This window comes from Ruegeria sp. SCP10 (genome assembly GCF_040329495.1).
Taxonomy (GTDB): domain Bacteria; phylum Pseudomonadota; class Alphaproteobacteria; order Rhodobacterales; family Rhodobacteraceae; genus Ruegeria.
Genome location: NZ_JBDZYF010000001.1, coordinates 411517 through 434066 on the forward strand (window position 1 = coordinate 411517; position 22550 = coordinate 434066).

Annotated in this window: 22 protein-coding genes; 7 read left to right on the forward strand and 15 right to left on the reverse strand. The window is 57.9% G+C overall.

Going from position 1 to position 22550, the window contains the following annotated elements; all coding sequences use genetic code 11:
- Nucleotides 1-2: 2 nt before the first annotated feature.
- From ABLN87_RS02110 to ABLN87_RS02125, 4 genes are all read right to left on the reverse strand, one after another.
- Nucleotides 3-359 carry a DUF3302 domain-containing protein gene (locus tag ABLN87_RS02110; RefSeq protein WP_170518099.1) on the reverse strand — a complete coding sequence of 119 codons (357 nt, stop codon included), beginning with the start codon at nucleotides 357-359 and terminating at the stop codon, nucleotides 3-5.
- 35 nt (nucleotides 360-394) lie between these two features.
- Nucleotides 395-964 (reverse strand): disulfide bond formation protein B, encoded by a 570-nt coding sequence (locus ABLN87_RS02115; RefSeq protein ID WP_353007066.1) that lies wholly within the window; start codon nucleotides 962-964, stop codon nucleotides 395-397.
- Nucleotides 965-974: 10 nt separating this feature from the next.
- Entirely contained in the window at nucleotides 975-1130 is a 156-nt protein-coding gene (locus ABLN87_RS02120) for a DUF5993 family protein (RefSeq protein WP_353007068.1), read from the reverse strand.
- A gap of 110 nt (nucleotides 1131-1240) precedes the next feature.
- Entirely contained in the window at nucleotides 1241-2002 is a 762-nt protein-coding gene (locus ABLN87_RS02125; RefSeq protein WP_353007071.1) for a DeoR/GlpR family DNA-binding transcription regulator, read from the reverse strand.
- Between the two features lie 179 nt (nucleotides 2003-2181).
- On the opposite strand from ABLN87_RS02125, the gene glpD reads away from it, so the two are divergent.
- Both glpD and ABLN87_RS02135 read left to right on the forward strand, forming a co-directional pair.
- Complete coding sequence (gene glpD / locus ABLN87_RS02130) at nucleotides 2182-3759, forward strand: glycerol-3-phosphate dehydrogenase (protein ID WP_353007073.1); 1578 nt, start codon at nucleotides 2182-2184, stop codon at nucleotides 3757-3759.
- Between the two features lie 192 nt (nucleotides 3760-3951).
- Nucleotides 3952-4509, forward strand: a complete 558-nt coding sequence (locus tag ABLN87_RS02135) for a DUF2087 domain-containing protein (RefSeq protein ID WP_353007075.1) — start codon at nucleotides 3952-3954, stop codon at nucleotides 4507-4509.
- Nucleotides 4510-4572: 63 nt separating this feature from the next.
- On the opposite strand, the gene ABLN87_RS02140 is transcribed toward ABLN87_RS02135, so the two are convergent.
- From ABLN87_RS02140 to metG, 3 genes are all read right to left on the reverse strand, one after another.
- Nucleotides 4573-7710 (reverse strand): efflux RND transporter permease subunit, encoded by a 3138-nt coding sequence (locus ABLN87_RS02140; RefSeq protein ID WP_353007077.1) that lies wholly within the window; start codon nucleotides 7708-7710, stop codon nucleotides 4573-4575.
- A gap of 3 nt (nucleotides 7711-7713) precedes the next feature.
- Nucleotides 7714-8880 carry an efflux RND transporter periplasmic adaptor subunit gene (locus tag ABLN87_RS02145; RefSeq protein WP_353007080.1) on the reverse strand — a complete coding sequence of 389 codons (1167 nt, stop codon included), beginning with the start codon at nucleotides 8878-8880 and terminating at the stop codon, nucleotides 7714-7716.
- Between the two features lie 284 nt (nucleotides 8881-9164).
- On the reverse strand, nucleotides 9165-10883 hold the full coding sequence (gene metG / locus ABLN87_RS02150; RefSeq protein ID WP_353007083.1) for a methionine--tRNA ligase: 1719 nt from the start codon (nucleotides 10881-10883) through the stop codon (nucleotides 9165-9167).
- 256 nt (nucleotides 10884-11139) lie between these two features.
- On the opposite strand from metG, the gene ABLN87_RS02155 reads away from it, so the two are divergent.
- Nucleotides 11140-11856: an OB-fold-containig protein gene (locus ABLN87_RS02155; RefSeq protein WP_353007086.1), complete on the forward strand. Its 717-nt coding sequence runs from the start codon at nucleotides 11140-11142 to the stop codon at nucleotides 11854-11856.
- A 32-nt stretch (nucleotides 11857-11888) separates the two neighbouring features.
- Nucleotides 11889-13565, forward strand: a complete 1677-nt coding sequence (locus ABLN87_RS02160) for a flotillin family protein (protein ID WP_353007088.1) — start codon at nucleotides 11889-11891, stop codon at nucleotides 13563-13565.
- 44 nt (nucleotides 13566-13609) lie between these two features.
- On the opposite strand, the gene ABLN87_RS02165 is transcribed toward ABLN87_RS02160, so the two are convergent.
- On the reverse strand, nucleotides 13610-13831 hold the full coding sequence (locus tag ABLN87_RS02165) for a hexameric tyrosine-coordinated heme protein (protein WP_353007090.1): 222 nt from the start codon (nucleotides 13829-13831) through the stop codon (nucleotides 13610-13612).
- Between the two features lie 102 nt (nucleotides 13832-13933).
- Here ABLN87_RS02165 and ABLN87_RS02170 point away from each other — a divergent pair, with 102 nt between their 5' ends.
- The gene (locus ABLN87_RS02170; RefSeq protein ID WP_353007093.1) at nucleotides 13934-14377 is read left to right on the forward strand and encodes a MarR family winged helix-turn-helix transcriptional regulator; all 444 of its coding nucleotides are present in this window, start codon (nucleotides 13934-13936) and stop codon (nucleotides 14375-14377) included.
- 14 nt (nucleotides 14378-14391) lie between these two features.
- On the opposite strand, the gene ABLN87_RS02175 is transcribed toward ABLN87_RS02170, so the two are convergent.
- From ABLN87_RS02175 to ABLN87_RS02200, 6 genes are all read right to left on the reverse strand, one after another.
- Nucleotides 14392-15618 carry an MFS transporter gene (locus ABLN87_RS02175; protein WP_170530197.1) on the reverse strand — a complete coding sequence of 409 codons (1227 nt, stop codon included), beginning with the start codon at nucleotides 15616-15618 and terminating at the stop codon, nucleotides 14392-14394.
- Between the two features lie 82 nt (nucleotides 15619-15700).
- A complete protein-coding gene (locus ABLN87_RS02180; RefSeq protein ID WP_353007096.1) occupies nucleotides 15701-16297 on the reverse strand; it encodes a YceI family protein in 597 nt (198 codons plus the stop codon).
- 230 nt (nucleotides 16298-16527) lie between these two features.
- On the reverse strand, nucleotides 16528-17154 hold the full coding sequence (locus ABLN87_RS02185) for an ImuA family protein (protein WP_353007099.1): 627 nt from the start codon (nucleotides 17152-17154) through the stop codon (nucleotides 16528-16530).
- Between the two features lie 48 nt (nucleotides 17155-17202).
- Nucleotides 17203-17784 (reverse strand): retropepsin-like aspartic protease family protein, encoded by a 582-nt coding sequence (locus ABLN87_RS02190; protein WP_353007101.1) that lies wholly within the window; start codon nucleotides 17782-17784, stop codon nucleotides 17203-17205.
- Between the two features lie 41 nt (nucleotides 17785-17825).
- Nucleotides 17826-18446 carry a MarC family protein gene (locus ABLN87_RS02195; RefSeq protein ID WP_170530189.1) on the reverse strand — a complete coding sequence of 207 codons (621 nt, stop codon included), beginning with the start codon at nucleotides 18444-18446 and terminating at the stop codon, nucleotides 17826-17828.
- Nucleotides 18443-20296: an ABC-F family ATP-binding cassette domain-containing protein gene (locus ABLN87_RS02200; RefSeq protein WP_353007103.1), complete on the reverse strand. Its 1854-nt coding sequence runs from the start codon at nucleotides 20294-20296 to the stop codon at nucleotides 18443-18445. The genes ABLN87_RS02195 and ABLN87_RS02200 overlap by 4 nt, the downstream gene beginning before the upstream one ends.
- Before the next feature lie 109 nt (nucleotides 20297-20405).
- On the opposite strand from ABLN87_RS02200, the gene ABLN87_RS02205 reads away from it, so the two are divergent.
- Entirely contained in the window at nucleotides 20406-21608 is a 1203-nt protein-coding gene (locus tag ABLN87_RS02205) for a multidrug effflux MFS transporter (RefSeq protein WP_353007105.1), read from the forward strand.
- Nucleotides 21609-21711: 103 nt separating this feature from the next.
- Nucleotides 21712-22134 carry a nucleoside-diphosphate kinase gene (gene ndk / locus ABLN87_RS02210; protein WP_008757405.1) on the forward strand — a complete coding sequence of 141 codons (423 nt, stop codon included), beginning with the start codon at nucleotides 21712-21714 and terminating at the stop codon, nucleotides 22132-22134.
- Between the two features lie 52 nt (nucleotides 22135-22186).
- Here the strand turns inward: ndk and ABLN87_RS02215 are convergent, their stop codons facing one another.
- The gene (locus ABLN87_RS02215) at nucleotides 22187-22534 is read right to left on the reverse strand and encodes a TfoX/Sxy family protein (protein WP_353007108.1); all 348 of its coding nucleotides are present in this window, start codon (nucleotides 22532-22534) and stop codon (nucleotides 22187-22189) included.
- Between the last annotated feature and the right edge of the window lie 16 nt (nucleotides 22535-22550).

Here is a 22550-nt window from a genome sequence, read left to right on the forward strand (position 1 = left end):
CCTTAGCTTTTCTGCGTCTCGTCGGACGCGGCCTGATATTCTTCTTTCACCGTTCCTCCCAGACGTTCAATGTCTTTGCGAATGGCTTCTTTTTCTTCATCCGGCCCACGGCGCATATCGACCGTGATGCCGTCATGGAATGCCCACATAAAAGCATGGACCCAAGGCACAACGGCCAGAAATCCCATCCAGCCCATGATTTTGACCGCTTCGGCATGCGGGTGGTTGCGTTTGATCGCAATGCGGCCGGGCAGTCCCATGATGAACAGGAACAACGCCATCACGGCGGCCAGCAGCAGGATCAATGCCACGAAAGTCAGGTAGTCGTAGTAGCCTAACGGCTGTCCCAATAGTCCCATGCTCGCGCCTCCTGTTTGGGAAGGTTAATCTATCTTCAGTTGCCTGCATCCAATTCGTCAATCAACTTGTAGCTTGTCGGAGGGTCAGCGCATATGCCGGGGCCGCATTCCAACAAGGTCGAACCCGCATTCAGCACAGCCAGAGCCAGCATGACGAAGAAAGCGATCTTTGCCAGTGTATTGCCGCCAAAGCGAGGTTCATGATCTGAAGACCCCACGTATTGGCGTTCAAACAGCAGCATGATTGATGTGCCAAGTAAGACAAGGAAAAAGGCGATTCCGGCCCACGTATAGTAGTGCAGCCCCAAAACCGGAGACCCGTAATGCCCGGTTCCCGGCACGATGTGCAAAAGAATTTGCCGGATCGATACACTGCCGCCATACAAGGCTGCGATCAATACGATGGCATAGTGTTGCGGTCGTGCGCCATAAAGCAGGTTTAGGCCAAGCCCAACACCCACAGCAACAAAACCGACACGCTGCAATAGGCAAAGTGGGCAGGGCAGTTCATAAAGAACAAGTTGATAGAAAAACGCCAACGCCAGAACGAGGCTCACGGCCAGCATGCCGATCGCGTTGAGGGTGCGGGACAGTTCAGGTGTCATGGCAAATCCCTCAGAGTTGAATTGTCAGCGGGGTGGTGGCGTGAAATTTCAACCAGTAGATACAAATGGCCAGCGTGACAAAAAACAGAGCGTTGCCCGCTTTAGTAATATTGAAATAGTTGAGTCCCATCGTGGCAATAAACAATACAAACAAAAGAGCAATCATGGCCCGGTGCTCCCCTTCCCGTGCACAAGTTCGTATTTCTTGGATTGTGTCAGGACAGTTTCCATCTGGCAAGCCGCGCAACTCGCCCAAGCGTTGAAAATGGTATGTCTTTAGTCGCACATGATGACGTCTGTTTGCCACTCGCGGCAGTGTTGCGGCAACTTACCGGGCAGCACCTGATCGGTATAGACGCTGTCTATCTCGGCCAGAGAGGTAATTCGCGCCGGGGCTGAACGTTGGAACTTCGAATGATCTGCAACCAGAAGGCTGTGACGCGCTTGTGCGATGATAGTTTGGCTGACATGGACTTCCTGGAAGTCAAAATCCAGCAGATCGCCATCTGCATCCAGTGCGGAACATCCAATCACCGCGTAGTCGAATTTGAACTGGCGTATGGTCGACACGGTCAGGTTGCCGATCAGCCCTCCATCTGAGCGTCGCAAAATACCACCCGCTACCACGATCTCACAATCGGGGTTATCGACCAGAATATTGGCGACATTCATGTTGTTGGTCACCACCATCAGGTTCTTGTGGTTCAGCAACTGGCGGGCAACGGCTTCGGTTGAGGTTCCGATGTTAAGGAAAACCGATGCACCATCGGGAATATCCTGCGCGCAGGCCTGCGCCATCAGGGTCTTGGCATCCGCGTTCAGGGTACGGCGATCCTCATATCCGATATTGGCCAGGCTCGACCGTAGAACCGCGCCGCCGTGCACCCGGTCCAGTTTGCCGGCCTCGGCCAGCTCGGTGAGATCGCGCCGGATGGTCTGGACGGTAACCCCGAACCGCTCGGCCAGCCCATCGACCGTGACGCGCCCTTCGGCGCTGGCGATCTCAAGAATATCGGCTTGGCGAAAGGATAGCGACATCGGCGTTTCCGTGTGGTTCAGACATCTTCGTTTATGTTCTTTCTTGTCGATTTGGCAAGTTTCTCTGCGTAGAATTCATAGCAGTATTGCATAACGAAAATAAACGAACATAAAGCTTGATTCTACGAAGAGTGCTCTGATTAATGCAGACAACCGGATTTGAGTGGGAATCACAGACCATGACGTCAACCGACAATCAAATCACAGACCTGTTCATCATCGGTGGCGGGATCAACGGCTGCGGTATCGCGCGCGACGCCGCCGGGCGCGGGTTGTCGGTGACTTTGGCTGAGATGAACGATCTGGCGTCTGCCACCTCGTCAGCCTCGACCAAGTTGTTTCATGGGGGTCTGCGCTATCTGGAGTACTTCGAAATCCGGCTCGTACGCGAAGCGCTGATCGAGCGTGAGACGCTACTGCGCGCGATGCCGCATATCAGCTGGCCAATGCGCTTTGTGCTGCCGTACCACAAGGATATGCGGTTTGATTCCGAAACGCCGACCTCAAAACTACTCAGCACCGTGATGCCGTGGATGCGCGGGCGGCGTCCAGCCTGGCTGATCCGGTTGGGGTTGTTTCTGTATGACAATCTCGGTGGGCGCAAGATCCTGCCGGGAACCAGCTCGCTGAATCTGAGCAGCGCACCCGAAGGCGCGCCATTGCAGAAAAAGTTCGAAACCGCCTACGAGTATTCCGATTGCTGGATCGAGGACGCGCGGTTGGTCGTGTTGAACGCCCGCGATGCCGAGGCGCGTGGGGCGCAGATCATGGTGCGGACAGAGGTGGTATCGGCCCACAGGGTTGACGATCTGTGGGAGATTACGATCAGGGATCGTGACAGTGATGAAACGCGGGTCATCCGCGCTAAGATGCTGATCAACGCCGGTGGCCCTTGGGTCGGGGACATTATCCAATCCAAAATCCACGTGAACTCGCGCGAAGGCGTGCGGCTTGTCCGTGGTAGCCATATTGTGACGCGCAGGCTGTACGATCATGACAAGTGTTACTTCTTCCAGGGCGAAGATGGGCGCATCATCTTTGCCATCCCGTATGAGCAGGATTTTACGCTGATCGGCACAACTGATCAGGACCATGCGGATCCGTCTGAACACCCGGTTTGTACCGAGGCTGAGAAAGACTATCTCTGCGCCTTTGCAACCAAATACTTCGCGCAGCCTGTGACCAAGGGCGATATCGTCTGGACCTATTCCGGCGTGCGCCCGCTCTACGATGACGGGGCCAGCAGCGCGACGGCGGCAACGCGTGACTATACGTTGAAGGTGAACGCAATCGGCGGCGCGCCGGTGCTGAACGTGTTTGGCGGCAAGATCACCACCTATCGCCGTCTGGCTGAAAGCGCGCTGGAGAAGGTGGGTGAGCACTTCCCGGATTTGCCAGGCCCCTGGACAGCGGGTGTGGTACTCCCCGGCGGGGATTTCCCTGTTGATGGTGTGCAGGCGCTTAGGGACAAGCTGGTTGCAGACTATCCATTCCTCGACATCGCATGGGCAGCGCGCCTGATCCGTGCCTACGGGACCGAGGCGCAAGAGATCCTGGGCGATGTAGCAAAGGCTGCCGATCTGGGCGAGGATTTCGGCGCAACGCTCACCGCGCGCGAGGTTACCTGGCTCATGGACAAGGAATACGCGCGCAGGGCCGAGGATGTGGTCTGGCGGCGCAACAAGCTGGGTCTGCGGCTGAAGCCTGAGCAGATCGAACGGATCGATCAGTGGATGGCGCAGCGCCTACAGGCATAGGCCATCGAAGGCTTGGCTGCCGGGGCTGAGCATGTTAGCCGTTGCGTACGGTCGGCAGTCACCGAGGCGTCGCTGCTCCTGCGGGAGAGCTAAACCTGCCATTCAGATTGAAACGACATCGCAATTCCTAGGGGCGTTGTTTCGTTAAGTCAGCGACCGACGAGCGTACAAAACGCCCGATATGGATGCATGATGACCAAAACTCCTATCCCTTTGCACGTGGATGACCTAACCGGGTTCGCGCGTGCTTTGAACCACCAATTGGGTGAGGCCAGCCCGCCTCATCTAAGCCTGATGAACATGCTGGCCCGCGCGGCCGGGTTTCAGAACCTGCAGCATATGCGGGCTTCCAACGCGGCCAAGCGGCGTATCGAAACGCGACCCGATGCAGAGCCGCTGGATATGCGGACGGTCGAGCGGGCGTTCATTCAATTCGACGCCGCAGGGTGCCTGAAACGATGGCCGTCCAGACGTGCTGTGCAGACCCTTGCCCTATGGGCCTTGTGGGCCAGCATCCCTGCTGGCATCAGCCTGACGGAGACAGAGGTCAATGAACGGCTTGGGCAAGAGCACCTGTTCGATGACCCGGCGACGTTGCGGCGCACTATGATCTCCTGTGGGCTGCTGACACGACAAATCGACGGTAGTGACTATCGCCGGATTGAGCAGTCCCCGTCACCAGAAGCACAGGCCGTAATCCGCGAGGTTACTTTGCGGCGACGCAACCGGGCAGCGGTCGGTGCCGCATAGCGTCGCAGCAAAGAAAGCCCCGTGACTAGCACGGGGCTTTATCATGTTTCATGGCCGTTGATCTCAGCTGGTCTCAGTTGCCGGATCAGGATCACGTTTGCTGCCCTTTAGCCATTCGCGCAGGCTTTGCATCAGGGCATACAGCACAGGCACAAGGATCACGCCCACCAGGGTAGCTGCGAGCATGCCGCCGAACACGGCCACACCGATGGCCTTCTGGCTGGCGGCACCAGCCCCGTTGGCCGCCAGCAGCGGAACAACCCCCAGCAGGAAGGACAGCGCCGTCATCATCACCGCGCGGAAACGCTGATAGGCGGCCTCGGCTGCCGCGTCCTTGATCGACAGACCTTTGGCGCGCTGCTCCATGGCGAATTCCACGATCAAAATCCCGTTCTTCGAGGCCAGACCCACCAACATGATCATCCCGATCTGGGTATAGAGGTTGATATCACTGCCCACGATGGCCACGGCGGCCACCGCTCCGAAGAGGGCAACGATCACCGATAGTAGGATCGACACGGGCATAGACCAACTCTCATACTGGCCGACAAGGAACAGGTAGCCAAACAGGATGGCCAGCCCAAGGATGATGATCACCAGACTGCCCGAGGCCAATTGCTGCTGTGCCGTCCCGGTCCATTCGAAGGCATAGCCGGGGGGCAGGGCGGTGGCGGATTCCTCAGTCATCACGCTGATTGCGTCGCCGCTGGACAGCCCTGGTGCGGGCACGGCCGTGACCGTGGCCGAGCGGAACAGGTTATGCCGTTTCAACAGAACCGGGCCCAGCACGTTTTCCACATCGATCAGCGTGCCCAGTGGTACCATCTCGCCTTGTTGAGAACGCACGTAGAGGTTCGAGATATCTTCGACATTGTCCCGATAGGTCCCATCTGCCTGGATCATCACCCGATAGACCCGGCCAAACAGGTTGAAGTCGTTCACATAGTACGATCCCAGCTGCGCCTGCATGGTCTGGAAGATCTCAGCCACTGAAACCTGCAGGGTCTTGGCCTTTTCCCGATCCAGATCGACAAACAATTGCGGAACGTTGGCGCGGAAGGTCGTGTAGGCTTGGCCGATTTCTGGCCGTTGATTTGCCGCGTAGACAAAGGATCCCACGGCCGAGGCCAAATCCTGCGGCGTACCACCTCCGGTTTGCTGCACCTCCATCTCAACCCCGGCGGACATGCCGAGGCCCTGAATGGGGGGCGGATTGAACGCCAGGACCGAGGCTGCGGATTCGCCATTCGCAATCGCCAATATCTTGGCGAGAATGGCATCAGCACTCAGATCATCCTCTTGCCGGTCATTCCAGTTGTCCAGGTTGACGAAAATCGCAGCGCCGTTGGTGGTGGTGCCGTTGAGCAATGAAAAACCGTTCACCAGAACCGTACTGGCAACACCGGGTATCTCGCGTATCTGATCGTCCAGACGCGCGGTCACCGTCTCTGTCCGCTCCAGCGTGGCCGCATCGGGCAGTTGAACATCAACGAACAGATAGCCGTTATCCTCAAGCGGGATGAAACCGCTGGAGGTGTTGGACATGATCGTTCCGGTTCCCATCGCAAGCGCTACGATCACGCCCAGGGCAACAATCGGCAAGATCAGCAGCTTGCGCACGATCGAGACATAGCCGTTCCGCACTGTTCCGATGAATCGTTCGAACAGAGCCAGCACACCTTTTGGAGGGCCGGAACGCGCCCTAAGAACCAACCCGCACAGTGCTGGCGATAAGGTCAATGCGTTGATGGAAGAGATCACAACAGCGGTCGAAATGGTCACCGCAAATTGCGAATATAACTGGCCTGAAATGCCAGGCATGAAGGTCACGGGCACAAACACCGCCAGCAGTACCAACGTGGTTGCGATGACGGGGCCTGTGATTTGGCCCATGGCTTTGCGGGTGGCTTCGGCCGGGGACAGGCCTTCGTCTGCGATGATCCGTTCGACGTTTTCCACGACCACGATGGCATCATCCACCACGATCCCGATGGCCAGCACCAAAGCGAACAGCGAGATCGTGTTCAGCGACATGCCAAAAGCCAAAAGGAAGGCAAAGGTGCCGATCAGTGACACCGGAATGGCGACGGCTGGAATGATAGTAGCCCGCCAACTGCCGAGGAAAACAAACACCACCGAAATCACAAGGATAAAGGTCAGGATCAGGGTCGAGACCACATCGTTCAACGAGGCTTCGACAAAATCCGTAGTATTGAAGGGCACATCATATTCCACATCCGTTGGGAAGGAACGCGACAGCCTTTCCAACTCGGCCTGAACCCGTTCGGAGACAGCCAGCGCGTTTGCGCCCGGGGCCTGATAGATGCCAATCACGGTGGCGGGAACGGCCTGAAAATAGCCCGAGGCCGAATAGAACTGTGCCCCAAGCTCAACCCGCGCAATGTCACGAACACGCACGATCGACCCGGCATCGCCTGTGCGGATCACGATATCCCCGAATTCGGCAGCGGAGGTCAGGCGACCCTTGGATTTGATCGTGTACTGAAAGGTTTGCCCCTCGGGCACTGGGGGCGAACCGATTGAACCCGCCGAAACCTCGATATTCTGTTCCCGAATAGCGTTGATCACGTCTCCGGGTGTGATCGACAGGGCCGCCATCTTGTCTGGGTCCATCCAGATGCGCATTGCATATTCCAGATTGGTCAGAACATCCGCCTTGCCCACACCCTGAATCCGCGCCAGCGCGTCTTTCAGATTGATCGACGCGTAGTTCGACAGAAACACGCTGTCATAGGTCTCGTTGGGCGAGGTCAATGTCACCAGTAACAGCATGTTGGTCGATGCTTTCTGCGTGACCACGCCCGAGGATGTTACCTCGGTTGGAAGCGAAGACATGGCCTGCGCCACGCGGTTCTGCACATTGACCGAGGCGATATCGGGGTCGGTGCCGACCTCGAAGGTAATATTCAGCGAATACGAACCGTTATCGGACGAGGTTGACGTCATGTAGATCATGTCGTCAACACCGTTTACCTGCGCCTCAATCGGTGCGGCGACAGTGTTTTCCACGGTCTCGGCATTGGCACCGGTATAGGTGGTGGTCACACTGACAACGGGTGGCGTGATGTCCGGGAACTGGGCGACCGGCAGAACCATATAGCCGATGCCGCCCATGATCGTCAGGACAAGCGAAATGACAAGCGCCAGCTTGGGCCGGCTGATGAAGAGGGCCGAGAACATGTGTTACTCTCCCGGCTGCTCTGAGGCCACAACCGCGTCAACCGCGACGCCCGGGCGTACCCTTTGCAAACCTTCGACGATCACGCTTTCGCCCTCACGTAGGCCGTCCAGTACAATGATCGCAGTATCGACCGTATCACCCGTGGTGATATAACGCTGTTCCACCATTTGCTTGTCATTGACCACAAGAACAAATTCACCGCGCTGGTCGCGTTGCAAGGCGGCCTGCGGGATCAGCACCTGCAGCGTAGGCTCCAACGCCTCAATGTGAACGGTCAGGAATGCGCCGTCAAGGATCAGTCGTTTGGCATTGTCGAACTCGGCACGCATTGTGATCGCACCCGTCAGCGGGTCGATGCGGTTGTCGACAAAGACGATTTCGCCGGTCTCATCCAGTTCCGTGCCGTTCGGCAGGGTCACATGGACATTCGGGCTTTGGTCACTTTCCGCAAGTGAGGCTGCGTTTTCGTTAAATTGCTCAAGGATCGAGGTGAACTGCTTTTCGTTCAGAGAGAAATTCACGTAGATTGGGGCTTCGCTGACCAAATTGACCAATGCCGGGTTTGTGGGGCCAACCACATCGCCAACGCTGGTGGTCACGCGCCCGATCCGCCCGTCAAACGGGGCGTGGATTTGAGTATAGCTCAGGTCCAACTCAGCCTGTTGAATTGCAGCGTTTGCGGCTTTGACCTCGGCCTCAGCAACCAATTCGTTTGCGCGGGCTGTATCGCGTTCGGATTCAGGCGTTGCGTCGCGTTTGAACAATTCTTCTTTACGATCAAGGTCGATCTTTGCCAGTTCCAGATTGGCTTGGGCCCGGTTCAGGTCGGCTTTGCGGGCCTCAAGCGTGGCCTGATACAGGTCAGGCTCGATGGTGAACAGTAGCTCATCCTTGGTGACGAGCGCACCGTCTTCGACATTCTGGCTTTCCAGAAATCCATTCACCCGCGCCACAATATCGACCTTGTTGATCGCTTCGGCCCGTCCGATGAACGCCGCCTCATCTGTGATCTCTTGCGTATAAGCCGCCGCGATTGACACTTTAGGGGCTGGCGCCTCGCTTTGATCCTGCGCCAGCGCAGTATAGCTGACGCCCAAACTGGCCAGGGCGGCGATGGCCAAAGCCGGACCCTGATAGCGGAGGATAGAGTTCTTCAATTCAAGGGGCATGGCGGACGCCTCGTTAAAAAGGAATATGCGTCATGGCAGGAGGCCACGACGAGTCGATTGATGTCTAAATCAGGATGGCTCGTTTAGAGACATATCTCAAGCGCCTTGAATACCGCGGTGAGTTGGAGTGGGCCGGAAATTGTTCTGATTGCAGGCCAACTTAGATGTGCAACAGATGTAGATATGGGTGCTGAACCCGTGGATAATCGGGATGCCGAACACAAATAAGGCGAAGGTTGGAACCTTCGCCTTAGGTCATAGAGTCGAGCGAATATGCCAGCCTATCAGTCGCGTGTTCCGGCAAAACGGGTTTGCCAATCTTCGCGTTGTTCATCCGTGATCTTGGCGAACAAAACGTCCGGAACCGCAAACCCATGTCCGGCGGGCAGGGCGTTCAGCGCCGCATCAGCACTGTCGGGCCAGCCTGTATCCAGCGTGTTCATGGCGCTCAGCATCCGTGCTGAAGCGTCGGGGATGAATGGCGCGCTGAGCACGGCGTAAAGACGGATCAGGTTCAGGCCCAGGCGCACCTGCGCGGCGGCTTGTTCCGGGTCTTCCTTGAAGGTCGACCAAGGGGCCGCGGATTGTAGATATTCATTTCCCGCAACCCAGATCGCGCGCAATTCCTGCGCCGATTTGCGGACCTCCATCGATTCCATATGTTCTTCGTACGCGCGGATACGGCGGGTCAGCTCGGCGATAAGCTCTTGTTCGCGAGCACCGAATTCTCCACCTTCGGGCACGGCCTCGCCGAATTTCGAGCGGCAGAACTTGGTGATCCGGCTGACAAAATTGCCCAACACGTCGGCGAGGTCTTTGTTCACCGATTGCTGGAAGTTCTCCCAGGTGAACTCACTGTCGCTGCTTTCCGGCGCATGGCTCAGCAGCCACCAGCGCCAGTAGTCGGCGGGCAGGATCTCCAGCGCCTGATCCATAAAGACGCCACGGCCTTGAGAGGTCGAGAATTGACCACCGTCATAGTTCAGATAGTTGAAGGATTTCAGGTGGTCGACCAGCTTCCAGGGCTCGCCCGAACCCAGAATGGTGGCCGGGAAGGAAAGCGTGTGGAAGGGGACGTTATCCTTACCCATGAATTGGACATAGCGCACGTCATCCGCGCCTTTATCGGTGCGCCACCAACGCTCCCAATCGGCATCCGTCTTGCCGTTGGCGTCGGCCCATTCCTTGGCGCAGGCGATGTATTCGATCGGTGCGTCGAACCAGACATAAAAGACCTTGCCCTCCATACCGGGCCAGTCCTGATCGCCTTTCTTGACCGGAACGCCCCAGTCCAGATCGCGGGTGATGCCGCGATCCTGCAGGCCGTCGCCGTCATGCAGCCATTTCTTGGCAATGGATGTGGTCAGGATCGGCCAATCGGTCTTGCTGTCGATCCAGGCATCCAGCTGATCCTTCATCGCCGATTGGCGCAGATAGAGGTGCTTGGTTTCACGCACCTCAAGATCGGTCGAGCCGCTGATTGCGCTGCGTGGCTCAATCAGGTCGGTCGGGTCCAACTGCTTGGTGCAGTTTTCACACTGGTCACCGCGCGCATGGTCGTAGCCGCAATTGGGACAGGTGCCCTCGATATAGCGGTCTGGCAGAAAACGACCATCGGCATTGGAGTAGACCTGTTTCTCGCTGACTTCACGGATCAGACCGGCCTCATCCAATTTGCCCGCGAAATGCTGCGTCAGATGCCGGTTCTGTTCGCTGGACGAGCGCCCAAAGTGATCGAAGCTGAGGCCAAAGCGTTTGGCGATATCGGCCTGCACCGCATACATATCGGCGCAATATTCGGCCACCGGCTTGCCTGCTTTGGCGGCAGCCAACTCAGCAGGCGTGCCGTGCTCGTCGGTGGCGCAGAGGAACATGACCTCATTCCCCCGGCCACGCTGGTAGCGTGCGTAAAGATCGGCAGGCAATTGCGAGCCGATCAGGTTGCCGAGGTGTTTGATCCCGTTGATGTAGGGGATCGCCGAGGTAATAAGAATCCGGGCCATTTTGCGTTTCCACGTATCTGTCTGCGCGCCCGTCTACCTTATGTGATCGGCCAGAAAAACCCCGGCTTTCATCTGGATGACATTTTCGGTGCCACGATATGGAAAAAACAGGTTGACCAAAGGTCACCGATTGCCGAAGTGTCGCGCGCCAAACTACCCATAGGTTGTAATATTGAATCACAACCTCTTGAATTTCGACAATGAACTCCCATCTTTTAAGTATACCAAAGTATACAATAACGAGGGCTATTTCCTTATGTTCGACTTTTTGCTCGAGGGTGCTTTTGCGCCCTTTACCCTGGCGCTTGCATTGCTGTTCGGCCTTCTGGCGCTTGAACTGATCGCTTTGCTGCTGGGGGCTAGCCTGATGGCGGGCGAAGGCGATCTTGATTTGGATATGGCTGACGGGCCGGATCTGGATGTCGGCAGTTTTGACCTCGACATCGATGCGGATGTCGATCTGGGCGATTTTGAACTGGCGGATGTCGAACCTGACGCGCCCACGGTCGCCTCAGCGGGTCCGTTGGCCTGGCTGGGTATCGGCAGGGTACCGGTCATGATCTGGCTTGTTGTTCTGCTGGCCGGTTTCGGCCTGTCAGGCATGGGCCTGCAGCTTGCACTGCGCGATCTGCTGGGCTTTGACCTGCCTGGCTGGGTGGCTGCCCTACCTGCTGGAGCCTTTGGTCTTTGGTTTGCACGCGGCTTCGGGGGCGTCTTTGCGCGCCTTCTGCCCAAGACCGAGACTGAGGCAATGTCCGAGCGGATGCTGGCCCGTCGCCGTGGCTTCATCTCGCAAGGCACTGCATCGCGGGGACGCCCGGCTGAGGTTCGGGTCATGGATCGCTTTGGCAATGCGCATTACCTGCGGGCCGAGCCGCTGCAAGACAGTGACACGCTGGAACAGGGTACCGAAGTGCTGGTGCTACGCGACCGACGGCAAGACCGGTTCGTTCTGGTCGGCCTGTCGAACTGACAAAAGTTTAACCCTAAATCGGAGGATTTTGCATGGAACTTACTTTCCTGATCACCACAGTTGCGACCATTTTGGCGGTCGTTCTGTTCATCGGCCTTGTGTTGGGCCGACTTTATAAACGCGCGACCCGTGAAGTCAGCCTGGTGAAAACCGGGGCAGGCGGCAAGAAGGTCATCATGGATGGCGGCGTCATCATCGTGCCCTTGCTGCACGAGGTCAGCCCGGTCAACATGAAGACCCTGCGCCTTGAAGTGCAACGCAGCGGTGAGGCTGCTTTGATCACCAAGGACCGTATGCGGGTTGATGTGGGTGTCGAGTTCTACGTCTCGGTTATGGCCACCGAAGAAGGGATCGCACGCGCTGCGCAGACCTTGGGTGACCGGACTTTTGATGTCGAACAGCTGCGCGAGATGATCGAAGGCAAGCTGATCGACGGTTTGCGCGCCGTGGCGGCGCAAATGACCATGGACGGTTTGCATGAAAATCGTGCCGACTTTGTTCAAGAGGTGCAGAATGCAGTGTCCGAGGACCTGTTGAAGAACGGTTTGTCGCTTGAATCCGTCTCTCTGACTGCGCTGGACCAGACGCCCTTTGAGGCGCTGGACGAAAACAACGCCTTTAACGCGGTGGGTATGCGCAAGCTGGCCGAGGTGATTGCGACCTCAAAGAAAGAACGTGCGCAGATCGATGCCGAGGCCGAGGTTGAGGTGCGCCGTGCCGCGATGGAAGCCCAGCGTCAGAAGCTGTTGATCGAAAAGGATGAAGAGCAGGCGCGGATCGAACAGACGCAGCAGGTTGAAACCCTGCGCGTCGCGCAAGAGGCTGAGATTGCTGCACGGACCGAGGATTCGGTGCGGGAAACCGAACGCGCCCGGATCGCGCGGGAAGAAGCCATCCGCTCAGCCGAAATCGAACGCGAACGCAAGATCCGCGATGCCGAGATCGCCAAAGAGCGTGAGATCGAAGTGGCCGAGCAAGAGCGTCAGATCATCATCGCGCAGAAATCCGAAGAGGAAAGCCGCGCCCGTGCATCGGCTGACCTGGCCCGGGCCGAGGCGACCAAGGCGACCGAAGCCGTGGCAACCGCCCGTGAGGTGGCCGAGGCCGAGCGTCAGAAGCATATCGTTCTGATCGAAGCCACGCGTGAGGCGGAACGTCAGGCCACAGCGATCCGTCTGTCTGCGCAGGCCGAGAAAGAGGCCGCTGCCGACCGTGCCGAAGCCCGCCGCGAAGAGGCGCAGGCCGAAGCTGACGCGCTCAACATTCGGGCCGAGGCCAAGAAGAACGACATGTTGGCCGAGGCGGAAGGTAAGCGCGCGATTGTTGAGGCTGACAATGCTCTGTCCGCAGCGCAAATCCGCATGAAGGTCGATATGGCACGGATCGAAACCATGCCCTCGATCATCTCTGAAATGGTTAAGCCTGCGGAAAAGATCGACTCGATCAAGATCCATCAGGTTGGTGGTATCGGTGCGGGCGCGCCTGGTGGGGCAGCCAACACCGACAAGCCGGTGGTCAATCAGGCGCTTGACTCGATCATGGGTATGGCGGTGCAGATGCCCGCGCTCAAGAAGCTGGGTGAAGAACTTGGCCTGTCGATGGAAAACGGTGTTGCCGGTGTCGTGAACGGGGCGCTGGAGGCAACGCCAGCGATCTCATCGCCAGATAATGCCGATCTGGTCGAAGACGAAACGCTTAGCGACCAATAAACCAAATGGGCCGGGATTACCCGGCCCATTTTCTTTTCAGAGCGTTACTTCCAGAAATTGTTTGCATGCGAGACGGTCTGAAAGTTGACGGCCACAACGTGAGAGACACCAATCAAACTATCCGCGTTATTTGCATATTCAGGGCGCATCCGGTTGCGGGCTGCATCATCGGGTTGCGTCAGTTTGACTGCCATACGGGACAATTTCACTGCAAGCTCATAACCTTCTTCAGGTGTTTGAGTTTTCAAACTGGGTAGCCAGGACATTTCACTCTCCATTTATATCGTGCGCGACCTAAAATGCAAAGTTGACGAAACCAATGTTTATGTCAAGAATAATATCGCGCGCGATATAAATGGGGCTTTGAATTGGACAGCTTTGATATTCCTAAGCAGGCGGATGATCTGTTTTGTTTTGGCGTTTATACCGCGTCGCACGCAATTAACCGTGCCTACTCACCACACCTTAAGAAATTGGGTCTGACCTATCCGCAGTACATCACGCTCACCTTGCTGTGGGAGCGTGATGGACAAAAGATCAATACGCTTGCCCAGAAACTCGAGATGGAGACCAGCACGCTGACACCGTTGGTCAAGCGACTGGAGAACCTGGGCCACGTAACCCGGTCGCGCAGTCAAACTGACGGACGTGCGGTGGAGGTTTTCTTGACTGAGCAGGGTGTAGCTCTCAAGCACAAAGCGCCAGAAATCACCTCTTGCATGAGTGAGCAAACAGGGCTGGACAAATCGGAACTGCAAAAACTGCAAACGCTGTTATTTCGACTGAGAGACGGATTGAATGGTGGCCGATGAGATGCCAATCGAGCTTACTCTTTCCCCTCGCGCGATCGTTTTAACAGACCTCCGATTGTGAACGAGGTGCGCGGGGCATAGACGTAGTTGGTCCGCGCATCAGGTGTTGGGCGAGACCGCATGCGGGCCAAACCAAACCCGATCAGCCCCAGATGTCCAACGGCCACAAAGGCGAACAAAGCGCCTGGGCCGAATTGTTCGATCAATGTCGAAGACACATAGGGCGAGGCGATTGCGCCCAGCGCGTACCAGAACATCAGGGCCGCAGACAGTTCGACCCGTTGTTCGGTGGTAGCAAAATCATTGGCATGGGCGGACGATAGAGAGAAAATAGGGAAGGTGGTCAGACCAAAGAAACCTGCCGCCAGCATCACGCCCAGTGTTCCCGCCCCGCTGGCGGCCATGGTGACCCCGCAGCTGAGTACTGCGGCAGCGGAAAGCCAGATCAAAACCCAACGCCGGTCGTATTTGTCGGCCAGCCAGCCAAGCGGATATTGGGCCAGTGCGCCACCCAAAACGAAGGACGCGAGGAAAAACGCGATCTGATCCAAGCTCAAACCCACCTCTTGCCCGTAGACCGGGCCGACCATTCGGAAAGACGCAGAGCTCAGCGCCGAAACGATCACGCCAGCAACGGCCAGCGGTGAACAGGCCCAAGCCAGTTTGGGCCTCAGCCGTGGGGCGCTGGGGGTCTGAGGTTGGCTGGCCCGTGTTAATGTCAACGGCAGCAGCGATGCACAACACAGGATCGCCAACAGGTTATACGAAACATAAGATGCAGGCGGCAAAACCGCGATGATCAACTGCGCGCTGAGCGAGGCCCCCAGATCCGCGATGCGATACGTTCCCATCGCCCGTCCACGCGTTTCATTCGTGACCTTGGCGTTCAGCCAGGCCTCGATCACCGTGTAGCACCCGGCCACGCAGGTGCCTGACGCGATCCGCAACGCGGCCCAGACATAGGGGTTTTCGGTCAGGGTATGCCCGATCAAGCCCATCGCGCCCAGGGCCGTGCACACTGCAAAGGCGCGCGAATGCCCGACGCTGCCCATCAGGCGTGGCGCCCACCAGCAACCGATAAAGAAGCCAATGAAATGCGCCGACCCCAGCAGACCGATCTGTTCGGTTGTGAAGTTCAGCGTTATGCCCGAGATCGCATCCAGTGGCCCAACGCCGCCTGTCGACAGTTGCAACAGAATGACGGACAGGAAGAGGGCGGCAAAGGAAATGATCGTGCGCATAATGAGACCACGCTCTACCGGTCTTGCAGAACTTGCGCACGTTTAATCGACGCCTTGGTGTCGTTTTTCGCGAATTCTCGGATTAGTTCAGGCGTGTGATCTGCGCCATGATGTTAAGGCCAACCGTCTCATCGACCAGATCGGGATAGCCGGAGGCCCCATATGCATGACGGTCCAGCGCACCAGTCAGCTGGATCGACAGGGCATCAAGATTATCCGCCGCGCTGCCGGGTGCACGATAGAGCGCTGCATTAAGGTTCACCGGCCGGGTAATGCCGCGTACGGTCAGGTCGCCTCTGATCGAGGCCCCATCCGAAATGCGCCCACCCGGGCCAAGCTGGATTTTGGTCGAGGTGAAGCGAATGGTCGGATGCGCATCAGCATTCAGCACGCTTTCGCCCAACATGGGCCCGCGCGCAAAGGGCAATCGCGTTCGTGCAGCCGCCACATTCAGGATGACGTCGACCTTGCTGTTTCGCAGGCGTTTTGTATCCAGCTGAATGTTTGCCGATTGGATCGGCATGGTACCCGATTGCGCCACCCCGGACAGATCAAAGGTGAACCCGACCGATGTGCCCTTAGGCGCAAGCGCATAGGGGATCATCACGGATTGTGCCGCCCCCAAACTGGGCCATAGTGCCAATCCAGCTACGAAACTGCGTCTGGTCATTCTGGTCATGCCGATCCCTTTCGCCTGTGTTGCCCATGCCGGATGTGGTCTGATCCGCCCCTGTGCTGATATCTGCTGTCCTGACGCTAGAACGCAGGACGTAATGATTGGTTAACACGCGAGCTTGCAGTCTTATTCGCTCCGACCTCAAATCAATTGCCGCTGGTGGTTCGCCGGCAACAATCGATGAGCGCGTTTATTTGTTGAAAACGCTAGGGCGATGGCCTTTGCCCGGCCAATCATATCTTGCGTGAACAGTCTTCGCCGCTTCTCGCAGGTTGCAGATGCATCTGTGCGCGAGGGGCTGCCATAGTGGCCTGCCAACTCGCTGGGGGCAGGGCGCGGGCGCGGCGGCGGGTCAGGGTCCAGCGGTTTGCCTCATCCCGATGTGCAGCGGCCATGTGCCAACGCGTTTCGACCCCCTGCGCACCACCGTCGCCGGGGGTCAGCAACAGACCCAGCGGGGGCTGCCCTATATCACCCTGTTCCGCTGCCAGATGCAGCCGCCGCACCGGTGTCAGGCCCGGCGCGCCGGGCAAATCGCTGATGACCAGCGGAACGGCTCGGCTGCGCAGGGCTTCTTCCATGCACCACAGCAGGTCCTCGGCCCGTTTGGGGCGGGCAAAGAGAAATCTTCCGGGGTCAGCAAAATCGACCATTCCGTGGGGGTTCAGCTGGCCCAGCTCCCATGCGGGAGAAATCCACAAGACCGGGCCTTGGGTCTGCCCGGCAAGCCACATGGCGAAGCTGCGCCGGGCGGGGCCGCAGGCTTCGTGCACGCGGCCCTGTTGCAGGGTGACTTCATCATGAAGTTTGACCCCCGGCGCGGGGCGCGCGGGTTTGGCGCCAAGAAGCTGAGCAGACATGATATGCACATATCATGTTCTTATTTTGTTCTCAAGTTGCGAACGCGCCTAACGTGACAGGATCATCCGGCCATCGGTGAACTGGATGTTGGAAAACCGGTGCAGATAATCCATGCCCAGCAGCGACTGGTGTAGCTCTCCTTCGTTGATCCAGGCCGAGACATTGCGATCGGCAATTGGACCCAGTTCGAAACTGTCCAGCCGCACAGGTGCTGTCCGAACCTCTCCGTTCGCCGTGATTGCGCGCCCGAAATAGTTCAGCTGATCAGGGTCAATGCCCACACGCTCCGCATCCTGCGCGCTGAGCACGATTTGGCTGGCCCCGGTATCCACCAAGAATACGATGGGTTCGCCGTTTACAGTGACCGGAATGTAATAATGCCCGTCCTGGGCGCGCGGCACCTCGATCAGATCACCAGTGACGGCCATCTGCGGGGTAGGGGTGACCGAGGATCGTATATCCTCCCACAGACCAATGACCGCAATGACACCCACGAAGATAAAAACCCAGGCCATGACCTGTTGCAGGGTTTTGTTCAGGGACTGACGGTTCTGGGCGACAAACCACAGCAATATGGCCGCGCCAAGCACGACCAGATACACCAAACGCCCGATATCGTCGCCATTCATGCCGTTGCCCTTACAGTTTATTCTGCACTCTATATGGGGATTTACGACGCAAACCCAAAGGCCTTAAGACCATCCAGAATGAACTGAACAGACAGAGCCGCCAGCAGCATGCCCAGCAGACGGGTCAGCACATTCAAGCCCGTTTTGCCCAGAATACGCGCGATCAGGCCGCCTGCCAGAAAGAACAGCAGGACCACCGCCATGACAGCCAGCATTACGGCCACTGCCGCCGCAATTCCTTGAAGACCCGGATGCTGTCCGGACAACAGAATAATCGTCGCAATCGATCCCGGCCCGGCGACCAGAGGGATGGCGAGTGGAAAGACCGACGGATCATTATGTTCCTCTTCCTCGGCCCGATCCTCGCGCCGTTTGGTGCGGCGTTCGAACAACATGTCCAGCGCGGTCAGGAACAGCAGCGCCCCACCGGCAACCTTAAACGCCTCCATCGAGATGCCGACAAAGCCCAGAACCGCCTCACCAAAGGCAGCGAAGGCAATCAGAATGCCGGTTGCAACCAAACAGGTGCGATAGGCCGTGCGCCGCCTTGCGCGCGCGTCCATATCCTGTGTCATGGCGACAAAAATGGGCGCGGTGCCGAACGGATCGATCACGACGAACAAAGTGGTGAAGGCGGTGATGAAGAAGGCAGCGTCAATCATGCCGCATTCTCCGCCTGCTCCAGTTTTTCGGCGGCCGCGACCCACAGCGCCTCGGCCTTTTGCATCGCCTCGGTCACCTCGGCGAATTTGCGGTTCCAGGTTTCCAGATCATCGATCCTGTCATCTTCGTACAAGGCCGGGTCCGCCAGTTTGGCCGAGAGCTTGCCGTGCATATCCATCAGCTTCTCAATCCGGTCCTCGCACTTGCGCAGTTCGGCGCGCAGGGCCAGCATGGTATCCCGCGAGGGGCGTTTGGGCTGTGTTGCCTGAGGCTTTTGCTTCACCGGCTTGTCGCGGGCCAGCAACATCGCGCGATAGGCTTCGAGGTCTTGATCAAAGGGTTTTACGGTGCCGTCCGAGACCAACCAGAGCCGATCCGCCACCAGCGACAGCAAGTGCATGTCGTGGCTGACCAAAACGACGGCGCCGGAATAGGCGGTCAGCGCCTCGACCAGCGCCTCGCGGCTTTCGATGTCTAGATGGTTGGTCGGTTCGTCCAGGATCAGCATATGTGGCGCGTCGATAGTGGCGATCAGAAGCGACAGGCGCGCCTTTTGACCACCCGACAGACGCCCGACTTCGGTTTCTGCCTGATCGGCGTTCAATCCGAACCCAGCCAGACGCGACCGCCACTTGCCCGGAGCCTCATCCGGGCGCAGACGGCGCAGATGATCCAAAGGCGTTTCGTCCACATAAAGCTCATCCACCTGATGCTGAGCGAAATAGCCGATGCGCAGTTTGTTGGAGCGGGCCATCTTACCTGCCATCAGGGGTAATCGGTCGGATAGCAGCTTGGACAGGGTCGATTTACCCTGACCGTTCTTGCCCAGCAGCGCGATGCGATCATCCTGATCAATGCGCAGGTTCAGACGGCGCAGCACTTCGGTCTGGCCATAGCCCGTGACACCGCCTTCGATCTGGATAATCGGCGGCGACAGTTCTTCGGGTTCGGGGAATGAAAACGCGCGAAGCGCGGCTTCTTGCGGGGTCGAGACCAACTGGATGCGTTCGATCATTTTTAGGCGGGATTGGGCCTGCACAGCCTTCGACGCCTTATAGCGAAAGCGATCCACAAAGCTTTGTAGATGGGCGATGCGGGCCTTGGCCTTGGCGTTCTCAGATTCAGCCTGTGCCAGACGTTCCGCGCGGCGTTCGGCAAATTTGTCATAAGGCACGGCGTAATAGGTGAGCTTGCGGTCTTCCAGATGCAGGATCGAGCCCACCGCGCGGTTCAGCAATCCGCGGTCATGGCTGATAATGATCACTGTATGTGGGTATTTCGCCAGATAGCTTTCCAGCCACAGCGCGCCTTCCAGATCCAGATAGTTGGTCGGCTCGTCCAACAACAATAGATCGGGCTGCGAGAACAGCACTGCCGCCAGTGCAACGCGCATTCGCCAACCGCCCGAGAAATCGGAGCAGGGTTTCAACTGGTCTTCGTCATCAAACCCGAGCCCCTTGAGGATCGACGCCGCCCGGGCCTCAGCCGACCAGGCATCAATATCAGCCAGACGGGTCTGAATATCGGCAATACGTGCTGGGTCCGAGGCGCTTTCAGCCTCGGCCATCAGCGCGCTACGTTCTGTGTCAGCCGCCAGAACGGTGTTGATCAGGGACACATCGGATGAGGGCACTTCTTGCGCCACCCCACCAATCCGCGCGCGTTTCGGGATCGAGATGGCGCCGGATTCCAACGCCAACTCCCCCCGGATCAGGCGAAACAGAGTGGTTTTTCCAGTTCCATTGCGACCCACCAGACCAACCTTGTGGCCATCGGGGATGGTCGCGCTGGCCCCTTCGAACAAGGGGCGGCCTTCAACGGCATAGGTGATGTCTTCGATCCGTAGCATGAGGGGGCTCTTAGCAGAGCCGTGATGCAGCCGCCAGCGGCTTGGCATGTTCAACTGACGGGCAATGTGTTAGCGCTGTGTCGTTTGCTTTTCTGACACGGTTTTCGACATGCGCGCGGCCCGGACGCCCCCAAATTTGATCACGCTGATCTTCGCCACCGCACTTTCCGTGTTGTCGCTGAATATGTTCCTGCCCTCGCTAGCGCATATGAGCGACGACTTCGCGATCGACTATGGCCTCGTGAACTTGTCAGTGGCAGGATATCTGGCCGTCTCGGCGGTGCTGCAACTGATCATGGGGCCGCTGTCAGATCGGTTTGGGCGCAGGCCGGTTCTGTTGATCTGCATGACCGTCTTCGTGATCGCATCAATCGGGTGCACGCTGGCCGAGTCGATCTGGGTTTTTCTGGGTTTCAGGCTGTTGCAGGCCGTCGTTGTAGCCGGGTCGGTTCTTTCTAGCGCCTCGATCCGGGATCGGTATCCGCCCAACGAAGCCGCCAGCAAGCTAGGATATGTCGCGATGGCCATGGCGCTCGCGCCTATGCTGGGTCCAATGCTGGGCGGCGCGCTGGACATGCTGTTCGGCTGGCGCGCGGGGTTCGTTCTGTATTCGGTGCTTGGGGCAGGGCTGTTGGCCTTGCTGTGGTTCGACATGGGAGAGACCAACACAGACCGTTCATCAACCTTGGCCGCGCAATTGAAAGAATACCCGCATTTATTTCGCGCTCGCCGATTTTGGGGCTATGCGCTATGTGCCGCGTTCTCGATCGGCGGGTTCTACAGCTTCATCACTGGCGCGCCCCTGGTCGCCGCTGCGTGGTTCGACCTTAGCCCGGCGATGCTGGGCTTAGGGATCGGGATCATTACAGGTGGCTTCATGGTGGGCAATTTTGTCACTGGACGCATCGCGGCGCACACGCGGCTAACCACGATGATCCTATGTGGACGGATCGTAGCCTCGGTTGGACCGTTCTTCGGTTTGTTGTTGTTTGTAGGTGGCCACGGCTCAGTCTGGGTGTTTTTCGGGTCTGCCATCTGTGTGGGATTTGGCAATGGTTTGACCAACGCCAATGCCTCGGCCGGAGCGATGTCGGTACGGCCCAAACTGGCAGGCAGCGCCGCGGGGTTGTCTGGGGCGATGGTCGTGGCGCTTGGTGCCATCCTGACTTCGATGACAGGTGCATTCGTCAGCCCCGAAAATGGCCCGTATCTGGTACTGAGCATGATGAGCGGCAGCAGTTTTGTTGGCCTGTTAGCGGTGCTTTACGTCCGCAGGTTGGACAGGATCGACCCGCTGCCCGAGGCGATCTGAGCCGTGAACCATCATAACGCTTTTCATACGCGCCGTACCATGTTACCCGGCGCGCGATGGATTTCGGCGCATACCCTGCGCCACATTGTAAGGAGAGGCCGACATGGCACTGGAACGCACATTCTCAATCATCAAACCCGATGCAACCCGCCGTAACCTGACTGGCAAGATCAATGCCAAGTTCGAAGAAGCCGGCCTGCGCATCGTGGCGCAAAAGCGCATCCACATGACCAAAGCTCAGGCTGGCAAGTTCTACGACGTGCACGCCGAGCGTCCGTTCTATGACGAACTGTGCGAATTCATGTCGTCGGCTCCGGTCGTTGTTCAGGTTCTTGAAGGCGAAGGCGCCATTGCCAAGAACCGTGAAGTTATGGGCGCAACCAACCCTGCAGATGCAGCCCCCGGCACCATCCGCGCCGAGTTCGCTGAATCGGTTGGTGAAAACTCGGTCCACGGGTCGGACGCGCCGGAGACGGCTGCAGTTGAGATCGCATATTTCTTCTCGGGTATCGAGCTGGTCGGCTAAGCCGACGCCTCGTGCTGATATCGGGCCGCTCCGTTTGGGGCGGCCTTTTCGTTCAAACCTGTTTCAGATCACTTGCGGACACGCGCACCCCGATCGCGTTCAGGTCTGAGACCAACTGGCTTTCCGCTGCGGGCTTGGCGCTGGCTTTGATCGCGTCAAACCTTTCACGCAATTGCTTCTTCTCTTCGCCCTTACAATCGTTCCATGGGCGACCCTGAAGGCCCATGACCAACACGTAGTACCCGATGAAATGTGCCTTGGTTCCGGCCTGCAACAGCCGGGTATAGGCCTCATCCGCGCCCAGTTCACGTAGGTCCTGCGCGGAGTGTATCCCCGCACGGGCGCAAGCTTCTTCGAAGGCAGGGCCAAGATTTCTGATGGAGGATACGGGATCGGACATGGGTTTGGTTTAAACG